This window comes from Pseudomonas sp. LAMO17WK12:I5 (genome assembly GCF_900215165.1).
In the GTDB taxonomy this organism is placed as follows: domain Bacteria; phylum Pseudomonadota; class Gammaproteobacteria; order Pseudomonadales; family Pseudomonadaceae; genus Aquipseudomonas; species Aquipseudomonas putida_A.
This window is the reverse complement of record NZ_OBDS01000009.1, coordinates 15885-35247: the sequence shown is the minus strand read 5'-3', so window position 1 is coordinate 35247 and position 19363 is coordinate 15885. Positions and strand designations below refer to the sequence as shown.

Genomic DNA, 19363 nt, shown 5'->3' with positions numbered 1-19363 from the left:
GGTCTGAAAAAGATGCTGGATAATAAAGCATGACCCGCTTGACGGCTAGCGCCGTCGGAGACCCTTGCAATGCCTGACCAAGATGTACGCTTGCAACACCTGAAAGTTTGGCTCGATGAGCAGTTGGCAATCCTGTTTGCAGATCAGGGCTGGGGCGCCGTGCCCCCGGCCACGTTGACCGCGGCCAGCAGCGACGCGAGTTTCCGCCGGTATTTCCGCTGGGAAGGCGCGGGTCGCAGTTTCGTCGTGATGGACGCGCCACCGCCCCAGGAAAACTGCAAACCGTTCGTGGATATCGCCTTTTTGCTGGCGAAATCCGGAATTAACGTGCCGAAAATTTATGCAGAAGACCTCGAACGCGGATTTCTTTTGCTCAATGATCTGGGCAACAAGACCTATCTGGACGTAATCGACAGCGAAAATGCCGACGCTTTGTTCAGCGATGCCCTGCAGGCGCTGTTGGCTTTTCAGCAATTGCCGATGGTCGCACCGCTGCCGAGTTACGACGTGGCACTGTTGCGCCGTGAGCTGGAGCTGTTCCCCGAGTGGTACGTGAAGCGCGAACTCGGCATCGAGTTCGACGCGGCACAGCAGCAACAATGGCAAGCCGTCAGCGATCTGCTGATCGACAGCGCCCTGGCCCAGCCGAAAGTGCTGGTGCACCGCGACTACATGCCGCGCAACCTGATGCTCAGCGAGCCAAATCCCGGCGTACTGGACTTTCAGGATGCGGTCTACGGCCCGGTCACCTACGACGTGACCTGCCTGTTCAAGGACGCCTTCCTCAGTTGGCCTGAAGAGCGCGTGCGTGGCTGGCTGGAAAGCTACTGGCAGCAAGCCTCGGCGCTGGACATCCCGGTGCAAGCGGATTTCGAAGACTTCCTGCGTGCCAGCGACCTGATGGGCGTACAACGCCACCTGAAAGTCATCGGCATCTTCGCCCGCATCTGCCATCGCGATGGCAAGCCGCGCTACCTGGCCGACGTGCCGCGTTTCTTCGCCTATATAGAAGCGGTGCTTGCGCGTCGTCCTGAACTGGCGGATCTGCAGGCGTTGCTCGCCAGTCTGCGTGGCGGAGCGACTGCATGAAGGCGATGATTCTGGCGGCAGGCAAGGGCGAGCGCATGCGCCCGCTGACCCTGACCACCCCCAAGCCGCTGGTGCGTGCCGGCGGCGTGCCGTTGATCGAATATCACCTGCGCGCGCTGGCGGCGGCTGGTTTCAGCGAGATCGTGATCAACCATGCCTGGCTCGGTCAGCAGATCGAAGATTACCTGGGCGACGGTTCGCAGTTCGGTGTGAGCATCCAGTACTCGCCGGAAGGTGAGCCGCTGGAAACCGGCGGCGGCATTTTCCGCGCCTTGCCGTTACTCGGTGACGATGCGTTCCTGGTGGTCAACGGCGATATCTGGACCGATTACGACTTCAGCGTGCTGCATCAACCGATCAACGGTTTGGCGCATCTCGTACTGGCGGACAACCCGGCTCATCATCCGACGGGCGATTTCACCCTGACTGACGGCCGGGTACAGGATGGTCAGCAAGGCGCGCAAACCCTGACCTACAGCGGCATCGCCGTGCTCCATCCGCAGTTGTTCGATGGCTGCGCGGACGGCGCATTCAAGCTCGCACCACTGCTGCGCAAAGCCATGGCTGACGGACAGGTCAGCGGTGAGCGTCTGAAAGGTCACTGGGTGGATGTCGGTACGCATGAGCGTCTGGCCGAAGCTGAAGCATTGATAGAAGCGAGTCGTTGATATGTTGTGGCCAGGGACTCTGATTGGAGCCGGAGCGGGTTTTGCGATTGCCAGCATTCCGGGGGCCATGCTTGGGGCATTGTTGGGACAGGCGCTGGATCGGCGCCTGCACCTGCAAAGCTGGGGGCACTTGCGGGAAAAACTCGGCGGACGGCCGATGTTGCGCAACGACGAATTGCTGTTCGTGTTGCTCGGGCGTCTGGCCAAGAGTGACGGGCGAGTGACGGACGGCCATATCCAGCAGGCGCGCAATGAAATGAACTCCCTGGAAATGAGCGAACCGGCACGGCGACGGGCGATTGCTGCGTTCAATCGCGGCAAGGCCGGCGGCGACCGCCTGCGCGGTTATCTGCGCCGCCTGAGTGCTCAGCCACACGCCGCCGAGGGCGTGTTGCGCGCCTGCTGGCGGATGGTCTGGGCCGACGGTCGTGCGGGCGTCAGTGAGCGTGAATTGTTGGCGCAGTGGGGCAAGTGGCTGGGTTGGACAACCCACCAGATTCAGGCGCTGGCCAATGATTACGAGCCCAATAAACGGCCGATTGTCAGTGCCGCGGTGAGTTATCAGGAAGCGATGCGCCTGCTCGGGGTGTCGGCGACCAGCGAGCCGGCGCAGATCAAGCGCGCCTATCGCCGGCTGCTCAGTCGTCATCACCCGGACAAGATCGCCGGCAGCGGCGCGACGCCGGAGCAGGTGCGTGACGCGACCGAGAAAACCCGCGAGCTGCACAACGCGTTTACCCTGATTCGGGCGCGGCGGGATTTTCGCTGATCGTTAGAGGTTAGTTGTTGATGAGGGCCTCTTCGCGAGCAGGCACGCTCCCATACTGATCGCATTCCTACAGATGGAATGCATTCAAATGTGGGAGCGAGCCTGCTCGCGAATGGGGCGACTCGGTTTATCAGTCCGTCTTCTGCGGATTCAACCAGCCACGCACCCGCCGGAACAGCTGTTCCTGCTCAGCCTTTTTATCCGGTAACGCCTTGAGCGCCACCTGGCTGAAGGTCGAAGTCTTCAAGCGCTTGCTGGCCTGCATGCGTTCCTGCGCCGCGTTGCGATCCAGCGCCTTGTCCATGTAGAAAATGTCGGCGGTCGGCAACTTCAGGGTCGGCGTCAGCTCGGCCAGTTGCGGCTTGGCCTTGCTCGGCGTTTGCGCATCGACCATCACCAGTTTCTCGACCTGCGAACTCTGCCGCTCGCTGAGGAAACGCGCCGCCCAGTACGCGCCCGTGCCGTGACCGAGGACCACGACCCGGCGTGCGCTTTGCTGCTCGGCGTAGGCGATCGCCGCATCGATCCGCGCAAAGATCCGTTCGGCATCCGCCTTGGATTGTTCTTCAGTCGTTTCGGCAACCACCTGATCCGCCACTTCCGCTTCACCGCCCGCCGCCTGTTCGATCGGTTGCGCAGTGGTGGAATCCTTGCTGCCAGTTTCCGGGGCTTTCGGCGCGGCGGCGGGCGCAATCACCCGCGGTGCGATGACATCGCTTTGCAGATCCGGCAGGGTGATACTCAGGCTGCTCCACTCGACATCGGGCAATTTGCTGCGCAGTGGGCCGATCACTTGCGGCCAGTCAGCGGTTTCGCCGGCGCCGGGGACGATAATCACCGCACCTTTGGGCTCGGCAGTGTTGGCCGGTTTCCACAGGGCGAGGAAAGTATCGGCGCCGGCCTGCAATTGCTGCTGTTCTTGTGCCGGGACTTTGCGTTCCAGTGCTGCGGCTTCTTCCTGACTACGCTCAAGCAGTGGCTGGCGTTCGGCCGGTTTTTCGGCGGCCGGTTGCTCGGCGGTGGAGGCGGGCGCCGGATCGGCGGCTTCGACGGAAAACGCACAAGGCAGGATCAGCGACAGGCACAATGCTGGCATTGCCAGGCGGTAGACAGAGGGCATCGGTTATTCCAGGCCAGAAAAGTATCCCGGCAGCCTAATGGGTTGGTCAGAATTTGTCAGTGCAAGAGACTTCAATGATGCGTTTTTGCTGCCTGTGGGTTATCGGCTGGTTGTGTTTTCCCTTGATGGGCTGGGCGGCGTCTGCGCCGGCGGCGCATGCAGCGCTGTTGACGCCCGGCGAGCAGCAATGGCTGGCGCAGCACCGTGAGCTGCGTGTTGGCCTGGTATTGCAGGCGCCGTACGCGCAATACGACCGGCGCTTGCAGCGACTGTCCGGGGCCAATGTCGAATTGATGAAGGCGCTGGCCAAAACCCTGAACGTCGAGCTGAGCTGGCGCAATTTTCAGGACCTGGCGCAACTGGAAGACGCCGCCCGCGAAGGTGAAATCGACATCGCCCCGGGCCTGACCCAGACCCCGGGTGCGCTGCGCCTGTGGCTGTTTTCCGATCCTTACATGCGTGTGCCGCAACTGGTGGTCAGCGACCAGAAGAGCGGCGGCGTGGTCGAGCTGGAAAAGCTCGACAGCCTGTCCCGCGTCGCGGTGCGCATGCCCAGCGTCACCGCCGATTATTTGCGCAGCAATTATCCGCACCTGAATCTGCAAGGCGTGCCGCTGGAGCGTCAGGCGCTGCAACTGTTGTTGACTCAACAAGCGTCCTACGCCGTGATAGATGAAGCGCAACTCGGGCGTTTGTCCGCCGAACCTGAGTTCGCCGGGTTGGTGGTGGTCGGCGATATCGGCTTGCCGCAGCTGTTGCGGGTTGCCACGCGGCGCGACTGGCCGCAATTGGCCGGGATCATCGAAAGCGCCTTGCGAGCGATCCCGGCCAAGGATCTGGAGCGCCTGCACAACCAATGGCTGCAACCCAAGTACCCACGGCTGACGGAATCGCCGGGGTTCTGGCAGAACCTCAGCCTGTTGTTTGCGGTGTTGTTGCTCAGTTGCCTGGCCATCGTGGTCTGGCAACGACGCCAGCAACACAGCCTCGAACAGCGTCTGCTGGCTGCACGTGAAGACATCGCCCTGCGCGCGGCCAGCGAAGAAGCCTTGCGCCTGACCCAGTTTTCCATCGATCAAAGCACCGTCGGCATTCTCTGGGTCAACTGGGACAGCCATGTGCGCTACGCCAACCGCGCGGCGGAACACATGCTCGGTTATCCACAGGGCGCGCTGATCGAACGGCCGCTGATCGACTTCGAACCCGGCCTGCACATGGATCGCTGGCTCAACCTGTGGAAACGCGCGCGGGCCAGTGAAGAAGGGCCGCTGAGTTTTGAAACCAGTTGCGTGCGCGCCGATGGCAGCATCCTGCCGGCGGACGTCTCGCTGAGTTTTCTGCGTTTTCGCGACAGCGAGTATCTGGTGGTTTATCTCACCGACGTCACTGAGCGTCGCCGCGCCCTGGCCGCGTTGCAGGAAAGTGAAGCGCGCCTGCAAGGCATCGCCGCCAACGTACCGGGGCTGGTGTTTCGCCTGGAGCGGGCGCCGGTGACCGGGCAGATCGATTTCGCCTACATCAGCGAGGGCAGCGAGAGTCTGGTCGGCTACGCGCCAGCCGCCATCGCCCATCGCGACATGGGCTTGCGCAGTCTGGTGCACCCGGACGACAGGGCCAGTTACCACCAGACTCAGGATCAAGCGCTGGACACTGACAGTGACTGGTCGTGGCAGGGTCGCATCCTCACCCGTCAGGGCGAGCAGCGCTGGGCCGAGATCAAGGCAATCACCCGACAGCTGGAGGATGGCGCCTATGTCTGGGACGGCATCGTCTGGGACATCAGCGAAAGCAAACGTATCGAGCTGGAGCTGGCCGCCTCCCGCGAGCAACTGCGCGAATTGTCGGCGCACCTGGAAAGCGTGCGCGAAGAAGAAAAGGCACGCATCGCCCGAGAAGTGCACGATGAGCTGGGGCAGATGCTCACGGTGCTGAAGCTGGAAACATCGATGTGCGAACTGGCCTATGCGCAGCTCGACCCGGGGCTGCACGAGCGCTTGAACAGCATGAAACGCCTGATCGCCCAGTTGTTCCAGCTGGTGCGTGATGTGGCGACGGCGTTGCGCCCGCCGATTCTCGATGCCGGGATTGCTTCAGCGATCGAGTGGCAGGCGCGGCGCTTCGAGGCGCGTACGCAGATTCCGTGTCTGGTGCAGGTGCCGGACAATCTGCCGGCGCTCAGCGATGCCAAGGCGATCGGGCTGTTCCGCATCCTGCAGGAGGCGCTGACCAACGTCATGCGCCATGCTCAGGCGCATACTGTGGAGCTGACACTGGCGCTGGAAGGCGACGAGTTGTGTCTGACGGTCAGCGACGATGGCGTAGGCTTTGTCGCTGCGGCGGATCGGCCGACGTCCTTTGGTTTGGTCGGTATGCGCGAGCGGGTGCTGATCATGGGCGGACGCTTGTTGCTTGAGAGTGAGCCGGGGGAGGGCACCAGTCTGAATGTGTGGGTGCCGGTGAATGAGGTTTGAAGGTTGTGGTGTTTGAGCTGACGCTATCGCGAGCAGGCTCGCTCCCACATTGGAATGCACTTCCCTGTGGGAGCGAGCCTGCTCGCGAATGACCTTGGCGCTGAATAAGAATAATGGAGAAGAACGTGATCCGTGTATTGGTAGCCGAAGACCACACCATCGTCCGTGAAGGCATCAAGCAATTGATCGGCCTGGCCAAGGACCTGCAAGTGGTGGGGGAGGCGAGCAATGGCGAGCAGCTCCTCGAAACCCTACGCAGCGTGCCGTGTGAAGTGGTGTTGCTGGACATCTCGATGCCTGGCGTCAATGGGTTGGAGGCGATTCCGCGGATTCGCGCGCTGAACAATCCACCGGCGATTCTGGTGCTGTCGATGCACGACGAGGCCCAAATGGCCGCCCGTGCGCTGAAGGTCGGCGCCGCGGGCTACGCGACCAAGGACAGCGATCCGGCGCTATTGCTGACGGCGATTCGCAAAGTGGCGGCCGGCGGGCGCTACATCGACCCGGAACTGGCCGACCGCATGGTCTTCGAAGTCGGCCTGACCGACACGCGTCCGTTGCATTCGCTGCTGTCCGAGCGTGAGTTCTCGGTGTTCGAGCGCCTGGCCCAAGGCGCCAACGTCAACGACATCGCCCAGCAACTGGCGCTGAGCAGCAAGACCATCAGCACCCACAAGGCGCGACTGATGCAGAAGCTCAATATCACCTCGCTGGCCGAACTGGTGAAATACGCGATGGAACACAAACTCCTCTAAAGATTACCGCAATCAAAATTGTGGGAGCGGGCTTGCTCGCGAATGCGGTGGGTCATCCACTCATTCATTGACTGACACACCGCATTCGCGAGCAAGCCCGCTCCCACAGGGAATCTCAATCTGGCCTGCCATTGCGGGCATATCCATTAGCGACAGGCGCTTTTGCCTGTTCTTGCGGCTCGCAGCATGGCGCTCGTCGCTCGCTTGCCAAAACGCGCCATCCTTGTAGGGCAATCCCTACCCCCAACCTTCCATCCGGCTGAGGCGATTCTCTCCTGCGCCCCGATTTGCGTGGCTGGCGCCAGCCACTAGGCTTAATCCACAGCAGTTACCAATAACAAAGGTGTGGGTATGAGCCAGGTCGATTCAAACGCAGGGGCCAGTGACGTGCTGGTCAGCTTTCGTGGAGTGCAGAAGAGCTACGACGGCGAGAACCTGATCGTCAAAGACCTCAACCTGGACATTCGCAAAGGCGAGTTCCTGACTCTGCTCGGACCGTCCGGCTCGGGCAAGACCACCAGCCTGATGATGCTCGCCGGGTTCGAAACCCCGACCGCCGGCGAAATCCTCCTGGCCGGCCGTGCAATCAACAACGTGCCGCCGCACAAGCGCGACATCGGCATGGTGTTCCAGAACTACGCGCTGTTCCCGCACATGACCGTGGCCGAGAATCTGGCCTTCCCGCTGACCGTACGTGGCCTGAACAAGAGCGACGTCAGCGACAAGGTCAAGAAGGTCCTGAGCATGGTCCAGCTCGACGCGTTCGCTTCGCGCTATCCGGCACAACTCTCCGGCGGTCAGCAACAGCGTGTGGCGCTGGCCCGGGCGCTGGTGTTCGAACCGCAACTGGTGCTGATGGACGAACCGCTGGGCGCACTCGACAAGCAACTGCGCGAACACATGCAGATGGAGATCAAGCACCTGCACCAGCGTCTCGGCGTGACCGTGGTCTACGTGACCCACGACCAGGGTGAAGCCCTGACCATGTCTGACCGCGTCGCCGTGTTTCATCAGGGCGAGATCCAGCAGATCGCGCCACCGCGCACGCTCTACGAAGAGCCGAAAAACACCTTCGTCGCCAACTTCATCGGCGAGAACAACCGTCTCAACGGCCGTCTGCTCAGCCAGAGCGGCGAGCGTTGCGTGGTCGAGTTGGGTCGCGGCGAGAAGGTCGAGGCACTGGCGGTCAACGTCGGCCAGACCGGCGAACCGGTGACCCTGTCGATCCGCCCGGAGCGCGTCAGCCTCAACGGTTCGAGCGACCAATGCGTCAACCGCTTCTCAGGGAGGGTGGCGGAATTCATCTATCTGGGCGACCACGTCCGGGTGCGCCTGGAAGTCTGCGGCAAGACCGACTTCTTCGTGAAACAGCCGATTGCCGAGCTCGATCCAGCGCTCGCGGTCGGCGACGTGGTTCCGCTTGGCTGGCAGGTCGAGCACGTTCGCGCGCTTGATCCTCTTCTAGAGGTGCACTAAGCGCCCCGGCAATACCAACACCAACCCTGCACGTGGAGAGAACAATAAATGTTGAGATCCCTGAAGTTCACCGCCCTGACTCTGGGCCTGATGGGTGCGACCGGCGCAATGGCCGCCGGCCCGGACTTGACCGTGGTGTCGTTTGGCGGGGCGAACAAGGCGGCGCAAGTCAAAGCCTTCTACGCACCGTGGGAAGCGGCGGGCAACGGCAAGATCGTTGCCGGTGAGTACAACGGCGAAATGGCCAAGGTCAAAGCCATGGTCGACACCAAGAGCGTGTCGTGGGATCTGGTGGAAGTCGAATCGCCAGAGCTGTCCCGTGGTTGCGATGAAGACATGTTCGAACAGCTCGACCCGGCCCTGTTCGGCAAAACCGAGGATTACGTCAAAGGCGCAATTCAGCCGTGCGGCGTGGGCTTCTTCGTCTGGTCGACCGTGCTCGCGTACAACGCCGACAAGCTGAAAACCGCGCCAACCAGTTGGGCCGATTTCTGGGACACCAAGAAATTCCCGGGCAAGCGTGGCCTGCGCAAAGGCGCCAAGTACACCCTGGAATTCGCGCTGATGGCCGACGGTGTTGCACCGAAAGACGTCTACAAAGAGCTGGCGAGCAAGGGAGGACAGGATCGCGCGTTCAAGAAACTCGATGAACTCAAGCCGAGCATTCAGTGGTGGGAAGCCGGCGCGCAACCACCGCAATACCTTGCTTCCGGTGACGTGGTCATGAGCTCGGCCTACAACGGTCGCATCGCCGCCGTGCAGAAAGAATCCAACCTGAAAGTGGTGTGGAACGGCGGCATCTACGACTTCGATGCGTGGGCCATCCCGAAAGGTCTGGACGCCAAGCGCGCCGAAGCGGCGAAGAAATTCATCGCCTACTCGGTTCAGCCGCAGCAACAGAAGACCTACTCGGAAAACATCGCCTACGGCCCGGCCAACACCCAAGCCGTACCGCTGCTGAGCAAGGACGTGCTGAAAGACATGCCAACCACCCCGGAAAACATCGCCAACCAGGTGCAGATCGACGTCAGCTTCTGGGCTGACAACGGCGAGCAACTGGAGCAGCGCTTCAATTCCTGGGCTGCGAAGTAACCACAATCTGAAGGAAGACTTTGTGGCGAAGGAGCTTGTGTGGTGAGGGGATTCATCCCCGATGGGTTGCGAAGCAGCTCCCGGAGCCATACCCGCTCGGTGTGTCAGATAAACCGGATTCTCAGGTTTTACGACTGCTGCGCAGCCGATCGGGGATAAATCCCCTCGCCACAAAAACTCATCTGAGAGTTTTGGTGTTTCAACACAACAGAGGTGGTTCGCCACCTCTGTAACGATCAAAGATTTGCGGAGTACGTCATGGCCATCGCCGTTCCCCTGAACGAGGGCGCCAGCCCCACCTTGAAGCAGAAGCTCAAGCGCGCCGAGCGGGTCAACCGCTGGAAGGCCCAGGCGTTGATTGCGCCGCTGGTGCTGTTTCTGTTGCTGGTGTTTCTGGTGCCGATCGTGGCGCTGCTCTACAAAAGCGTCGGCAACCCGGAAGTGGTCGGCGGCATGCCGCGCACCGTGGCGGCCATCGCCAGTTGGGACGGCCGTGGCCTGCCCGCTGAACCGGTGTACAAAGCGGCCGGCGAAGACCTCGCCGAAGCCCGCAAAAACCAGACGCTGGGCGATCTGTCCAAGCGCTTGAACATGGAGTTGGCCGGCTATCGCAGCCTGCTGACCAAAACCGCCCGGGCGCTGCCCTTCGCCAGCGAACCGGCCTCCTATAAAGAAGCCCTCGAAGCGCTCGATGAGCGTTGGGGCGATCCGGCCTATTGGCAAGCGGTCAAACGCAACACCAGCAGCATCACGCCTTACTACTTGCTGGCGGCGGTGGATCACCGTATCGATGATCTCGGCGAACTGGCCCCGGCCACCCCGGATCAGGCGATCTACCTCGACATCTTCGCCCGCACGTTCTGGATGGGCCTGATCATCACCGTGATCTGCCTGCTCCTCGCCTATCCACTGGCCTACCTGCTGGCGAACCTGCCATCACGGCAGAGCAACCTGCTGATGATTCTGGTGCTGCTGCCGTTCTGGACCTCGATTCTGGTGCGGGTCGCGGCGTGGATCGTGTTGCTGCAATCGGGTGGACTGATCAACAGCGCACTGATGGCGATGGGCATCATCGATAAGCCGCTGGAGCTGGTGTTCAACCGCACCGGGGTCTACATCTCGATGGTGCACATCCTGCTGCCGTTCATGATTCTGCCGATCTACAGCGTGATGAAAGGCATCTCGCCAACCTACATGCGCGCCGCCATCTCGCTGGGCTGCCATCCGTTCGCCAGTTTCTGGCGGGTGTATTTCCCGCAGACTTATGCCGGCGTCGGTGCCGGTTGCCTGTTGGTGTTCATCCTCGCCATCGGTTACTACATCACCCCGGCGCTGCTCGGCAGCCCGAACGATCAGATGGTCAGCTACTTCGTCGCGTTCTACACCAACACCAGCATCAACTGGGGCATGGCCACTGCGCTGGGCGGCTTGTTGCTGCTGGCGACCGTGGTGCTTTATCTGATCTACAGCTGGCTGGTGGGCGCCAGTCGCCTGCGCCTGAGCTAAGGGGAATTTGAAATGCTGAGTCCTTACATGTCGCCCATCGAACGGGTGTGGTTCTACAGCTTGCGGATCCTCTGCGGCCTGATCCTGCTGTTCCTGATTCTGCCGGTACTGGTCATCGTGCCGCTGTCGTTCAACTCGGGCAGTTTCCTGGTGTATCCGCTGCAGGGCTTTTCCCTGCACTGGTATCAGGACTTCTTCGCCTCGGCGGAATGGATGCGTTCGCTGAAGAACAGCATCATCGTCGCCCCCGCGGCGACCGTGCTGGCGATGGTCTTCGGAACCCTGGCCGCGATCGGCCTGACCCGTGGCGACTTCCCCGGCAAGGCGCTGGTGATGGCGCTGGTGATTTCGCCGATGGTGGTGCCGGTGGTGATCATTGGTGTGGCGAGTTATCTGTTCTTCGCACCGCTGGGACTGGGCAATAGCTTCTTCTCGCTGATCGTGGTGCACGCGGTGTTGGGTGTGCCGTTCGTGATCATCACCGTGTCGGCGACGTTGCAGGGGTTCAACCACAATCTGGTGCGGGCGGCGGCCAGCCTTGGCGCTTCGCCATTGACCACGTTCCGTCGGGTGACCCTGCCGCTGATTGCGCCGGGGGTGATTTCCGGGGCGTTGTTCGCCTTTGCCACTTCGTTCGATGAAGTGGTGGTGACGCTGTTCCTCGCCGGCCCCGAGCAGGCGACTCTGCCACGGCAGATGTTCAGCGGGATCCGCGAGAACCTCAGCCCGACGATTGCGGCGGCGGCAACCTTGCTGATCGCTTTCTCGGTGATCCTGCTGCTGACCCTTGAATGGCTGCGTGGCCGCAGCGAAAAACTGCGTACCGCCCAAGTCTGAGGACGAACCCGGTCAAAACTGTGGGAGGGGGCTTGCTCCCGAAAGCGGTGGATCAGTTGAAGCAGATGTCGACTGACACACCGCTTTCGGGAGCAAGCCCCCTCCCACATCAGAGGTATGTAGCCCTTTCCACTCAGTCATTCATGGAGTGAATACCAGACAACCCCAAACCCTCAGCTACGCTTGTGCTCAGCTCCCACATCTATAAGAGGCTGCGCACAATGAGTCTGTCCCAGTTCAAAATCGCTCACAAACTGATCACCGGCGCCGGGGCCATCGAGCAACTGGCCGCCGAACTCACCCGCCTCGATATCGACAACCCGCTGATCGTCACCGACGCCGCGCTGGTCAAGTCCGGCACCGTGGAGCTGGCGCTGTGCCAATTGGGCGGGCGCGAGTACGAGATTTTTGACCGGGTGCTACCGGACCCGGAAATCGCCATCGTCGAAGATTGCATGCGCGTCTATCGCGAGGGCGGGCATGACGGCTTGATCGGTCTCGGCGGCGGCAGTGCCATCGACATCGCCAAGAGTGTCGCCGCGTATGCCGGATACCACGGCGCGCTGGAAGACCTGTTCGGCGTTGATCAGGTGCCACGCAAAGGTCCGCCGCTGATCGCCATCCCGACCACCGCCGGCACCGGCTCGGAAGTGACCAACGTCGCCATCCTCTCCGACAAGGTCGCGCAACTGAAGAAAGGCATCGTCAGCGATTATCTGTTGCCGGACGTGGCGCTGGTCAGTCCGCAGATGACCCTGACCTGCCCGCGCAGCGTCACCGCCGCCAGTGGCGTCGATGCGCTGGTGCATGCCATTGAATCCTATCTGTCGGTCAACGCTTCGCCGATCACCGATTCGCTGGCGCTCGGCGCAATCAGGTTGATTGCCAGGTCGCTGCCCAAGGCCTATGCCAATGGCGCCAATCTGCAGGCCCGTGAGGACATGGCCACCGCCAGCCTGATGGCCGGGATGGCGTTCGGCAATGCCGGAGTCGGCGCGGTGCATGCGTTGGCCTATCCGTTGGGCGGGCGCTTCAACATCGCCCATGGCGTCAGTAACGCCCTGTTGCTGCCGTACGTCATGACCTGGAACAAGATGGCCTGCGTCGAGCGCATGCAGGATATCGCCGAGGCCATGGGGGTGAAGACGGCTCATCTGAGCGTCACCGAGGCGGCGGACAAAGCCGTGCAGGCGATGACCGACCTGTGCGCTGCGGTGGAAATTCCGGCCGGGCTGCGCAGTTTCGGTGTACCCGAGGAGGCGATCCCGGCCATGGCCGTGGAGGCCGCGGGAATCGAGCGTCTGATGCGCAACAACCCGCGCAAGCTCAGCGCTGCGGATATCGAGAAGATCTACCGAGCGGCGTACTGATCATCGCGGTCACGGTGCGCGCACGGAAACTTGAGGTATACAATGCGCGCCATCGTGATTTAGCTCAGAAAAGGTGCGTCATGCAGCCCTTCGTAATTGCTCCGTCGATTCTCTCCGCCGACTTCGCCCGCCTCGGCGAGGAAGTGGACAATGTTCTGGCCGCCGGTGCCGACTTCGTTCACTTCGATGTCATGGACAACCACTACGTGCCGAACCTGACCATCGGCCCGATGGTCTGCGCGGCACTGCGCAAGTACGGCATCACCGCACCGATCGACGCGCACCTGATGGTCAGCCCGGTGGATCGCATCGTCGGCGACTTCATCGAGGCCGGCGCGACCTACATCACTTTCCACCCGGAAGCCACGCTGCACGTCGATCGTTCGCTGCAACTGATCCGTGAAGGAGGCTGCAAATCCGGCCTGGTGTTCAACCCGGCGACCCCGCTGGACGTGCTCAAGTACGTGATCGACAAGGTCGACATGGTCTTGCTGATGAGCGTCAACCCGGGCTTCGGCGGGCAGAAGTTCATTCCTGGCACCCTCGACAAACTGCGCGAAGCGCGGGCGATCATCGATGCCTCGGGGCGTGACATCCGTCTGGAAATCGACGGCGGCGTCAACGTCAACAACATCCGCGAAATCGCGGCCGCTGGCGCTGACACCTTTGTGGCCGGTTCGGCGATCTTCAATGCACCGAACTATCAGGAAGTCATCGACAAGATGCGTTCCGAACTGGCGCTGGCGCGCCCATGAGCGGTTTTGAGCAGCTGTTCCCGGGGCAACTGCCACGGTTGGTGATGTTCGATCTGGATGGCACGTTGATCGACTCGGTTCCCGACCTGGCGGCGGCGGTGGACACCATGCTGCTCTCCCTCGGCCGCAAACCCGCCGGCATCGAGGCGGTACGCGAGTGGGTCGGCAATGGCGCACCGGTGCTGGTGCGCCGGGCGCTGGCCGGTGGCATCGATCATTCGGCGGTGGATGACGTCGAGGCCGAGCACGCGCTGGAAGTATTCATGGAAGCCTATGGCGCGAGCCACGAGTTGACCGTGGTCTATCCCGGCGTACGCGACACTCTCAAATGGCTGCACAAACAGGGCGTGGCCATGGCATTGATCACCAACAAGCCGGAGCGTTTTGTCGCGCCGCTGCTGGATCAGATGAAGATCGGCCGCTACTTCAAGTGGATCATCGGTGGCGACACCCTGCCGCAAAAGAAACCCGACCCGGCCGCGCTGTTCTTCGTGATGAAAATGGCCAACATTCCTGCCTCGCAATCGCTGTTCGTCGGCGATTCGCGCAGCGACGTGCTGGCGGCGAAAGCGGCGGGGGTCAAGTGCGTGGCGCTGAGCTACGGCTACAACCACGGTCGACCGATTGCCGAGGAATCCCCGGCACTGGTGATCGACGATCTGCGCATGCTAATTCCCGGTTGCCTCGGTACAGCCGCTGAGATAACGTTGCCCGACGCTGCTCAATCCCATTCTGGAAACGCCATCGTGGTGGTCACCCGCAAACTCTGGATGAAAGTCATCAAGGCCCTGGCCCGCTGGCGTTGGCGCGCCTGACTGATACCTGGCCGGCTTGCCGGCGCGTTTGCACACCTGACTGATTTGCCCCTCACACCACGAGGCACCCCATGATCCGCGAAGAATTCCTGCGCCTGGCCGCTGACGGCTACAACCGCATTCCGTTGGCCTGCGAAACCCTGGCCGACTTCGACACCCCGCTGTCGATCTACCTGAAACTGGCCGACCAGCCAAACTCCTACCTGCTCGAATCGGTGCAGGGTGGTGAGAAATGGGGTCGTTACTCGATCATCGGCCTGCCGTGCCGCACCGTGCTGCGGGTGCACGACCATCACGTGAGCATCACCGTCGATGGCGTCGAGACCGAAAGCCATGACGTCGAAGACCCGCTGGCTTTCGTCGAAACCTTCAAGTCCCGCTACAACGTGCCGACCATCGCCGGTCTGCCGCGTTTCAATGGGGGGCTGGTCGGCTACTTCGGTTACGACTGCGTGCGCTACGTGGAGAAGCGTCTGGGCAAATGTCCGAACCCGGATCCACTGGGCGTGCCGGACATTCTGCTGATGGTTTCCGATGCGGTGGTGGTGTTCGACAACCTCGCCGGCAAGATGCACGCGATTGTCCTCGCTGACCCGGCGCAAGCCGATGCTTACGAGCAGGGGCAGGCGCAATTGCAGGCACTGCTGGAGAAACTGCGCCAGCCGATCACCCCGCGCCGTGGCCTGGATTTCAGCAAGCAACAAGCGGCTGATCCGCTGTTCCGCTCCAGTTTTACTCAGGACGATTACGAAAAAGCCGTCGACACCATCAAGGAATACATCCTCGCGGGCGATTGCATGCAGGTCGTGCCATCGCAGCGCATGTCGATCGACTTCAAGGCGGCGCCGATCGATCTGTATCGTGCGCTGCGTTGCTTCAACCCGACGCCGTACATGTACTTCTTCAACTTCGGCGACTTCCACGTCGTCGGCAGTTCGCCGGAAGTGCTGGTACGGGTCGAAGACAACCTGATCACCGTGCGCCCGATTGCCGGCACTCGTCCACGCGGAGCCACCGAAGAAGCGGATCTGGCGCTGGAAGAAGACCTGCTGTCGGACGATAAGGAGATCGCCGAGCACTTGATGCTGATCGATCTGGGTCGTAACGACACTGGCCGGGTTTCGGAAATCGGTTCGGTGAAGCTCACCGAAAAAATGGTCATCGAGCGCTATTCCAACGTGATGCACATCGTCTCCAACGTCACCGGCCAATTGAAGGCCGGGCTGACCGCGATGGACGCGCTGCGGGCGATTCTGCCGGCGGGCACCTTGTCCGGCGCACCGAAGATCCGTGCGATGGAAATCATCGACGAACTGGAGCCGGTCAAGCGTGGCGTGTATGGCGGTGCGGTCGGTTACTTCGCCTGGAACGGCAACATGGACACCGCGATTGCGATTCGTACCGCAGTGATCAAGAACGGCGAACTGCACGTGCAGGCCGGTGGCGGCATCGTTGCCGACTCGGTGCCGGCGCTGGAGTGGGAAGAAACCCTGAACAAGCGCCGCGCGATGTTCCGCGCCGTGGCCCTGGCTGAGCAGACCCCGGAAAGCTGAGTCCACACAATCCCCCTGTGGGAGCGGGCTTGCTCGCGAATACGGGCTGGCATTCAAAATTGATGTCGGCTGATACACCGCTTTCGCGAGCAAGCCCGCTCCCACATTGTGTTTGTGATCAGCCATAAAAAAACGCGGCGCCTGTGAGGGCGCCGCGTTTTTTATGCCAGTAGATCAGAAATCAAGGCTGACCCCGACGTTCACCCCCTGCTGGGTAAAGTCATCATCCTTGCGCACGTTGTAGCTGGCGCGCAACGCCAAATCCTGCGTGAGCTTATGGCTCACGCCCAGGTTCAGGCGATTGAGGTTGGTCTGCGGCTCGTAGCCTTCGAGCGTGAAACGGTTGCCCGGCAAGCTGTTGAGGTTGATGGTCAGATCCTGGCGGTCGTCGTTGTACTCACGTTCGTGAGCGAACTCACCGAACACTTCAGTCTGCGCGGTGATCTGGTACTTGCCCTGGATACCCACGCCCAGACGCCGCGAGTTGCGCGACTGGTCGTCAAAAGTCAGCGCCGTGGAGTCAGCGCCTTTTTCCGAGTAGCCATCGACTTCGGTCTTGCCAAAGTCGGCACTGACGAACGGCGACAGGTGCCACGGGCTGCTGGCCTGCTGCGCGATGTCGTAGCCGAGGCGGCCGCTGATCGCCAGCACGTAACCGTCGGTATCGCCTTTCTCTCCGCGCTCGTTGACCCCAAGCTGGAATTTACGCTTGAGGCTGTCGTAGTCGAGTTTGCCGGCGGTCATCGCCAGATCGCCCCACCAGCGGTTTTGCTGATACTGGGCGAACGCGGTGCCCATGTAGGAGTTGAGTTTGTATTCCGAGTCGGCGTCGCCGGCTTCGAGTTTCTGGTGATAGAAACCTGCGGCCAAGCCGACACGCCAGGCTTCGTTGACGCGATAGCTGCCGCCGATGTTCAGGTTATACCCGTTGCCATCGGCACTGGCCGCACTGTGCTGGCTGTCGAAATCCTGATGTTGACCGCCGCCGGCAACGATGGCGCGCCATTGGCCCACGGCTTGCCAGTTTTCCCAATCGGCCAGCCATTGATTGCGCAGTTCATCCTGATGCGCGCGCAACGAACCCTGGGCCATTTCCGGCAGCAGGGTCAGCTCCCAAGGGGCGGCCAGCAGCGAGTAGGCGTAGTCGGCAATCAAGCGCTGGCCGGCTTCGGTCGGGTGCACTGCGTCGTTGTAGATCAGCTTGGTCGGATCCGGCGTGGCGCTGTTGATGCCGTATCGGGCGTTCTCGGTGCAACTGTTGCCGCTGAAGCAGGTGGCCGTCAGGTTCTGGTCGGTTGCGAGGCCGAACTGCGCCGGGTTGGCGAACGCTTCTTTAAGCAGCACCGGGATGTTCAGCGGGATGATTTCGGCGTTGATGCCCTGCAACTGCCTGACCAGCTCGGTGTTGAACTGGGCGCTGAGCTGCGAGGTGAAACCCTGCAGCGGCGAGCCGTTGATGGCCGGGGTCAGGCCGATGTCCGGCAGCAGCCAGACCATGATGTATTTGGCGCCGGCGCCTTGCAGCGTGCGGGCGCTGTCGGCCAGGCGATCGGCTGCGGTGCTGGCCTGATCGAGACTGAGTACGCGGCCCTGAAGGAAGTCGTTGCCGCCCCCCGACAGGTAATACAGCGCGTTCGGGTCGGCACGGAAGCCGTTCGACGGCAGGTAACCGCTGCGGGTGCGTTCGCCGGTGGCGGACTGGGTGGTGATCGAGTCGAGAATCTGGTCGGTACGGTAACCGCCCACCGCCCAGTTGTTGCCATCGGCCAGACCTTCACCGGCGCGCACGGCCGAAGACGAGGAGGCGGTCTGGTCGGGGCTGAAACCGAGTTTGCCGCCGATGATCTGGGTGGCGTTGAGGTCACGGTTTTCTCCGGTGCCGTCCTTGTACAGCGGGCCGGTGCGGTTGGTGTAGCGCTGCGTGGCGCCGGCCGGGCCGCCGCTGTCCCTGAAGGTTCCGGCGTCGTTCAAACTATCGCCGAAGACGATGAAGTTGGAGTAGGGCGCGGGTGCTGCGTACGCCTGGGCGCAAGCCATGGCGAGCAGGCAACCGGCGAGCGGTACAAACAACGTCTGTTTGATCATGAGCAAGTCCGTTTATTTATTGTTGTAGGTGAACGAAACGACAGTACCAAAAACTCCCGGCGTTTTGCCATCGGTCGCGAAGCCTCCCTTAGTTTTGTCCCCCGTCAGCCCCGCCATATTGCACGCTCCGTCCAGCTAAGTTACTGTGCCGGAACGTATGAACGAGACCTTCCCCGTGTTGATCGTCAGCAAACTTCTGGATCAAGTCATCAAGGCACACGCCCGTTGGCGTTGGCGCGCCTGAATCTTTTCTGCCGGCCCGGCCGGATCTGTATCGCTTTGCCTTCCTTACCCGTTTGAAATGCCGCTGTGCCGACGCCACCTGCGCGTCCGACATCGTGCAGCGCCCTGCGGGCAAGTCATTCGAAGGCTGTCTTCAAGTCAGAATTCAAGAGGTTCGAAACGCCATGTTGCTGATGATCGACAACTACGACTCCTTTACTTACAACGTTGTGCAGTACCTCGGCGAGCTGGGTGCCGAGGTTAAAGTCGTGCGCAACGACGAACTGACCGTCGCCGAAATCGAAGCGCTCAACCCCGAGCGCATCGTGGTCTCGCCAGGCCCGTGCACGCCGACCGAAGCCGGCATTTCCATCGAAGCCATCAAGCATTTCGCCGGCAAACTGCCGATCCTCGGCGTCTGCCTCGGCCATCAATCGATTGGCCAAGCGTTCGGCGGCGATGTCGTGCGTGCCCGTCAGGTGATGCACGGTAAGACTAGCCCGGTATTCCATGAGGACAAGGGCGTTTTCGCCGGTCTGAATCATCCGCTGACGGTTACCCGCTACCACTCGCTGATCGTCAAGCACGATACTTTGCCCGAGTGCCTTGAGCTGACCGCGTGGACCCAGCACGATGATGGTTCAGTCGACGAAATCATGGGCCTGCGGCACAAGACCCTGAACATTGAGGGCGTGCAGTTCCACCCTGAATCGATCCTGACCGAGCAGGGCCATGAACTGTTTGCCAACTTCCTCAAACAAACCGGCGGCACGCGCTAAG

16 protein-coding genes are annotated in these 19363 nt (G+C 61.6%); 14 read left to right on the top strand and 2 right to left on the bottom strand.

The window, feature by feature from the left end; translation table 11 throughout:
* Window positions 1-69: 69 nt before the first annotated feature.
* The 3 genes from CRO59_RS16945 to CRO59_RS16935 are packed head-to-tail and all read left to right on the top strand — an operon-like array spanning window position 70 to window position 2526.
* Window positions 70-1089: an aminoglycoside phosphotransferase family protein gene (locus tag CRO59_RS16945; RefSeq protein ID WP_097089139.1), complete on the top strand. Its 1020-nt coding sequence runs from the start codon at window positions 70-72 to the stop codon at window positions 1087-1089.
* The gene (murU, locus tag CRO59_RS16940) at window positions 1086-1757 is read left to right on the top strand and encodes an N-acetylmuramate alpha-1-phosphate uridylyltransferase MurU (RefSeq protein ID WP_027610723.1); all 672 of its coding nucleotides are present in this window, start codon (window positions 1086-1088) and stop codon (window positions 1755-1757) included. The genes CRO59_RS16945 and murU overlap by 4 nt, the downstream gene beginning before the upstream one ends.
* A gap of 1 nt (window position 1758) precedes the next feature.
* Window positions 1759-2526, top strand: coding sequence for a TerB family tellurite resistance protein (locus CRO59_RS16935; protein ID WP_097089141.1), 768 nt, complete (start codon window positions 1759-1761; stop codon window positions 2524-2526).
* Window positions 2527-2656: 130 nt separating this feature from the next.
* Here CRO59_RS16935 and CRO59_RS16930 read toward each other — a convergent pair whose 3' ends face one another.
* Window positions 2657-3646 (bottom strand): alpha/beta hydrolase family protein, encoded by a 990-nt coding sequence (locus CRO59_RS16930; protein WP_097089142.1) that lies wholly within the window; start codon window positions 3644-3646, stop codon window positions 2657-2659.
* A gap of 74 nt (window positions 3647-3720) precedes the next feature.
* Here CRO59_RS16930 and CRO59_RS16925 point away from each other — a divergent pair, with 74 nt between their 5' ends.
* The 10 genes from CRO59_RS16925 to trpE all read left to right on the top strand — a co-directional run bounded on the left by CRO59_RS16925 (window position 3721) and on the right by trpE (window position 16276).
* Window positions 3721-6117 carry a PAS domain S-box protein gene (locus tag CRO59_RS16925; protein ID WP_097089144.1) on the top strand — a complete coding sequence of 799 codons (2397 nt, stop codon included), beginning with the start codon at window positions 3721-3723 and terminating at the stop codon, window positions 6115-6117.
* Between the two features lie 113 nt (window positions 6118-6230).
* Window positions 6231-6872, top strand: coding sequence for a response regulator transcription factor (locus tag CRO59_RS16920; protein WP_177327384.1), 642 nt, complete (start codon window positions 6231-6233; stop codon window positions 6870-6872).
* A gap of 351 nt (window positions 6873-7223) precedes the next feature.
* Entirely contained in the window at window positions 7224-8348 is a 1125-nt protein-coding gene (locus CRO59_RS16915) for an ABC transporter ATP-binding protein (RefSeq protein WP_097089146.1), read from the top strand.
* 48 nt (window positions 8349-8396) lie between these two features.
* Window positions 8397-9440, top strand: coding sequence for an ABC transporter substrate-binding protein (locus tag CRO59_RS16910; RefSeq protein WP_097089148.1), 1044 nt, complete (start codon window positions 8397-8399; stop codon window positions 9438-9440).
* Between the two features lie 258 nt (window positions 9441-9698).
* Window positions 9699-10946 carry an ABC transporter permease gene (locus tag CRO59_RS16905; RefSeq protein ID WP_027610728.1) on the top strand — a complete coding sequence of 416 codons (1248 nt, stop codon included), beginning with the start codon at window positions 9699-9701 and terminating at the stop codon, window positions 10944-10946.
* A gap of 12 nt (window positions 10947-10958) precedes the next feature.
* On the top strand, window positions 10959-11783 hold the full coding sequence (locus CRO59_RS16900) for an ABC transporter permease (protein WP_041070101.1): 825 nt from the start codon (window positions 10959-10961) through the stop codon (window positions 11781-11783).
* Window positions 11784-12004: 221 nt separating this feature from the next.
* Window positions 12005-13153 (top strand): iron-containing alcohol dehydrogenase, encoded by a 1149-nt coding sequence (locus CRO59_RS16895; RefSeq protein WP_097089150.1) that lies wholly within the window; start codon window positions 12005-12007, stop codon window positions 13151-13153.
* 80 nt (window positions 13154-13233) lie between these two features.
* A complete protein-coding gene (gene rpe, locus CRO59_RS16890; RefSeq protein ID WP_003228808.1) occupies window positions 13234-13908 on the top strand; it encodes a ribulose-phosphate 3-epimerase in 675 nt (224 codons plus the stop codon).
* A complete protein-coding gene (locus CRO59_RS16885; RefSeq protein WP_097089151.1) occupies window positions 13905-14723 on the top strand; it encodes a phosphoglycolate phosphatase in 819 nt (272 codons plus the stop codon). The genes rpe and CRO59_RS16885 overlap by 4 nt, the downstream gene beginning before the upstream one ends.
* Window positions 14724-14794: 71 nt before the next feature.
* Window positions 14795-16276 carry an anthranilate synthase component I gene (gene trpE, locus CRO59_RS16880; protein WP_097089153.1) on the top strand — a complete coding sequence of 494 codons (1482 nt, stop codon included), beginning with the start codon at window positions 14795-14797 and terminating at the stop codon, window positions 16274-16276.
* A gap of 174 nt (window positions 16277-16450) precedes the next feature.
* Here trpE and estP read toward each other — a convergent pair whose 3' ends face one another.
* Window positions 16451-18361: an esterase EstP gene (estP, locus tag CRO59_RS16875; RefSeq protein ID WP_097089155.1), complete on the bottom strand. Its 1911-nt coding sequence runs from the start codon at window positions 18359-18361 to the stop codon at window positions 16451-16453.
* Window positions 18362-18768: 407 nt separating this feature from the next.
* Here estP and CRO59_RS16870 point away from each other — a divergent pair, with 407 nt between their 5' ends.
* Window positions 18769-19362 carry an aminodeoxychorismate/anthranilate synthase component II gene (locus CRO59_RS16870; protein ID WP_047596412.1) on the top strand — a complete coding sequence of 198 codons (594 nt, stop codon included), beginning with the start codon at window positions 18769-18771 and terminating at the stop codon, window positions 19360-19362.
* Window position 19363: the final 1 nt, after the last annotated feature.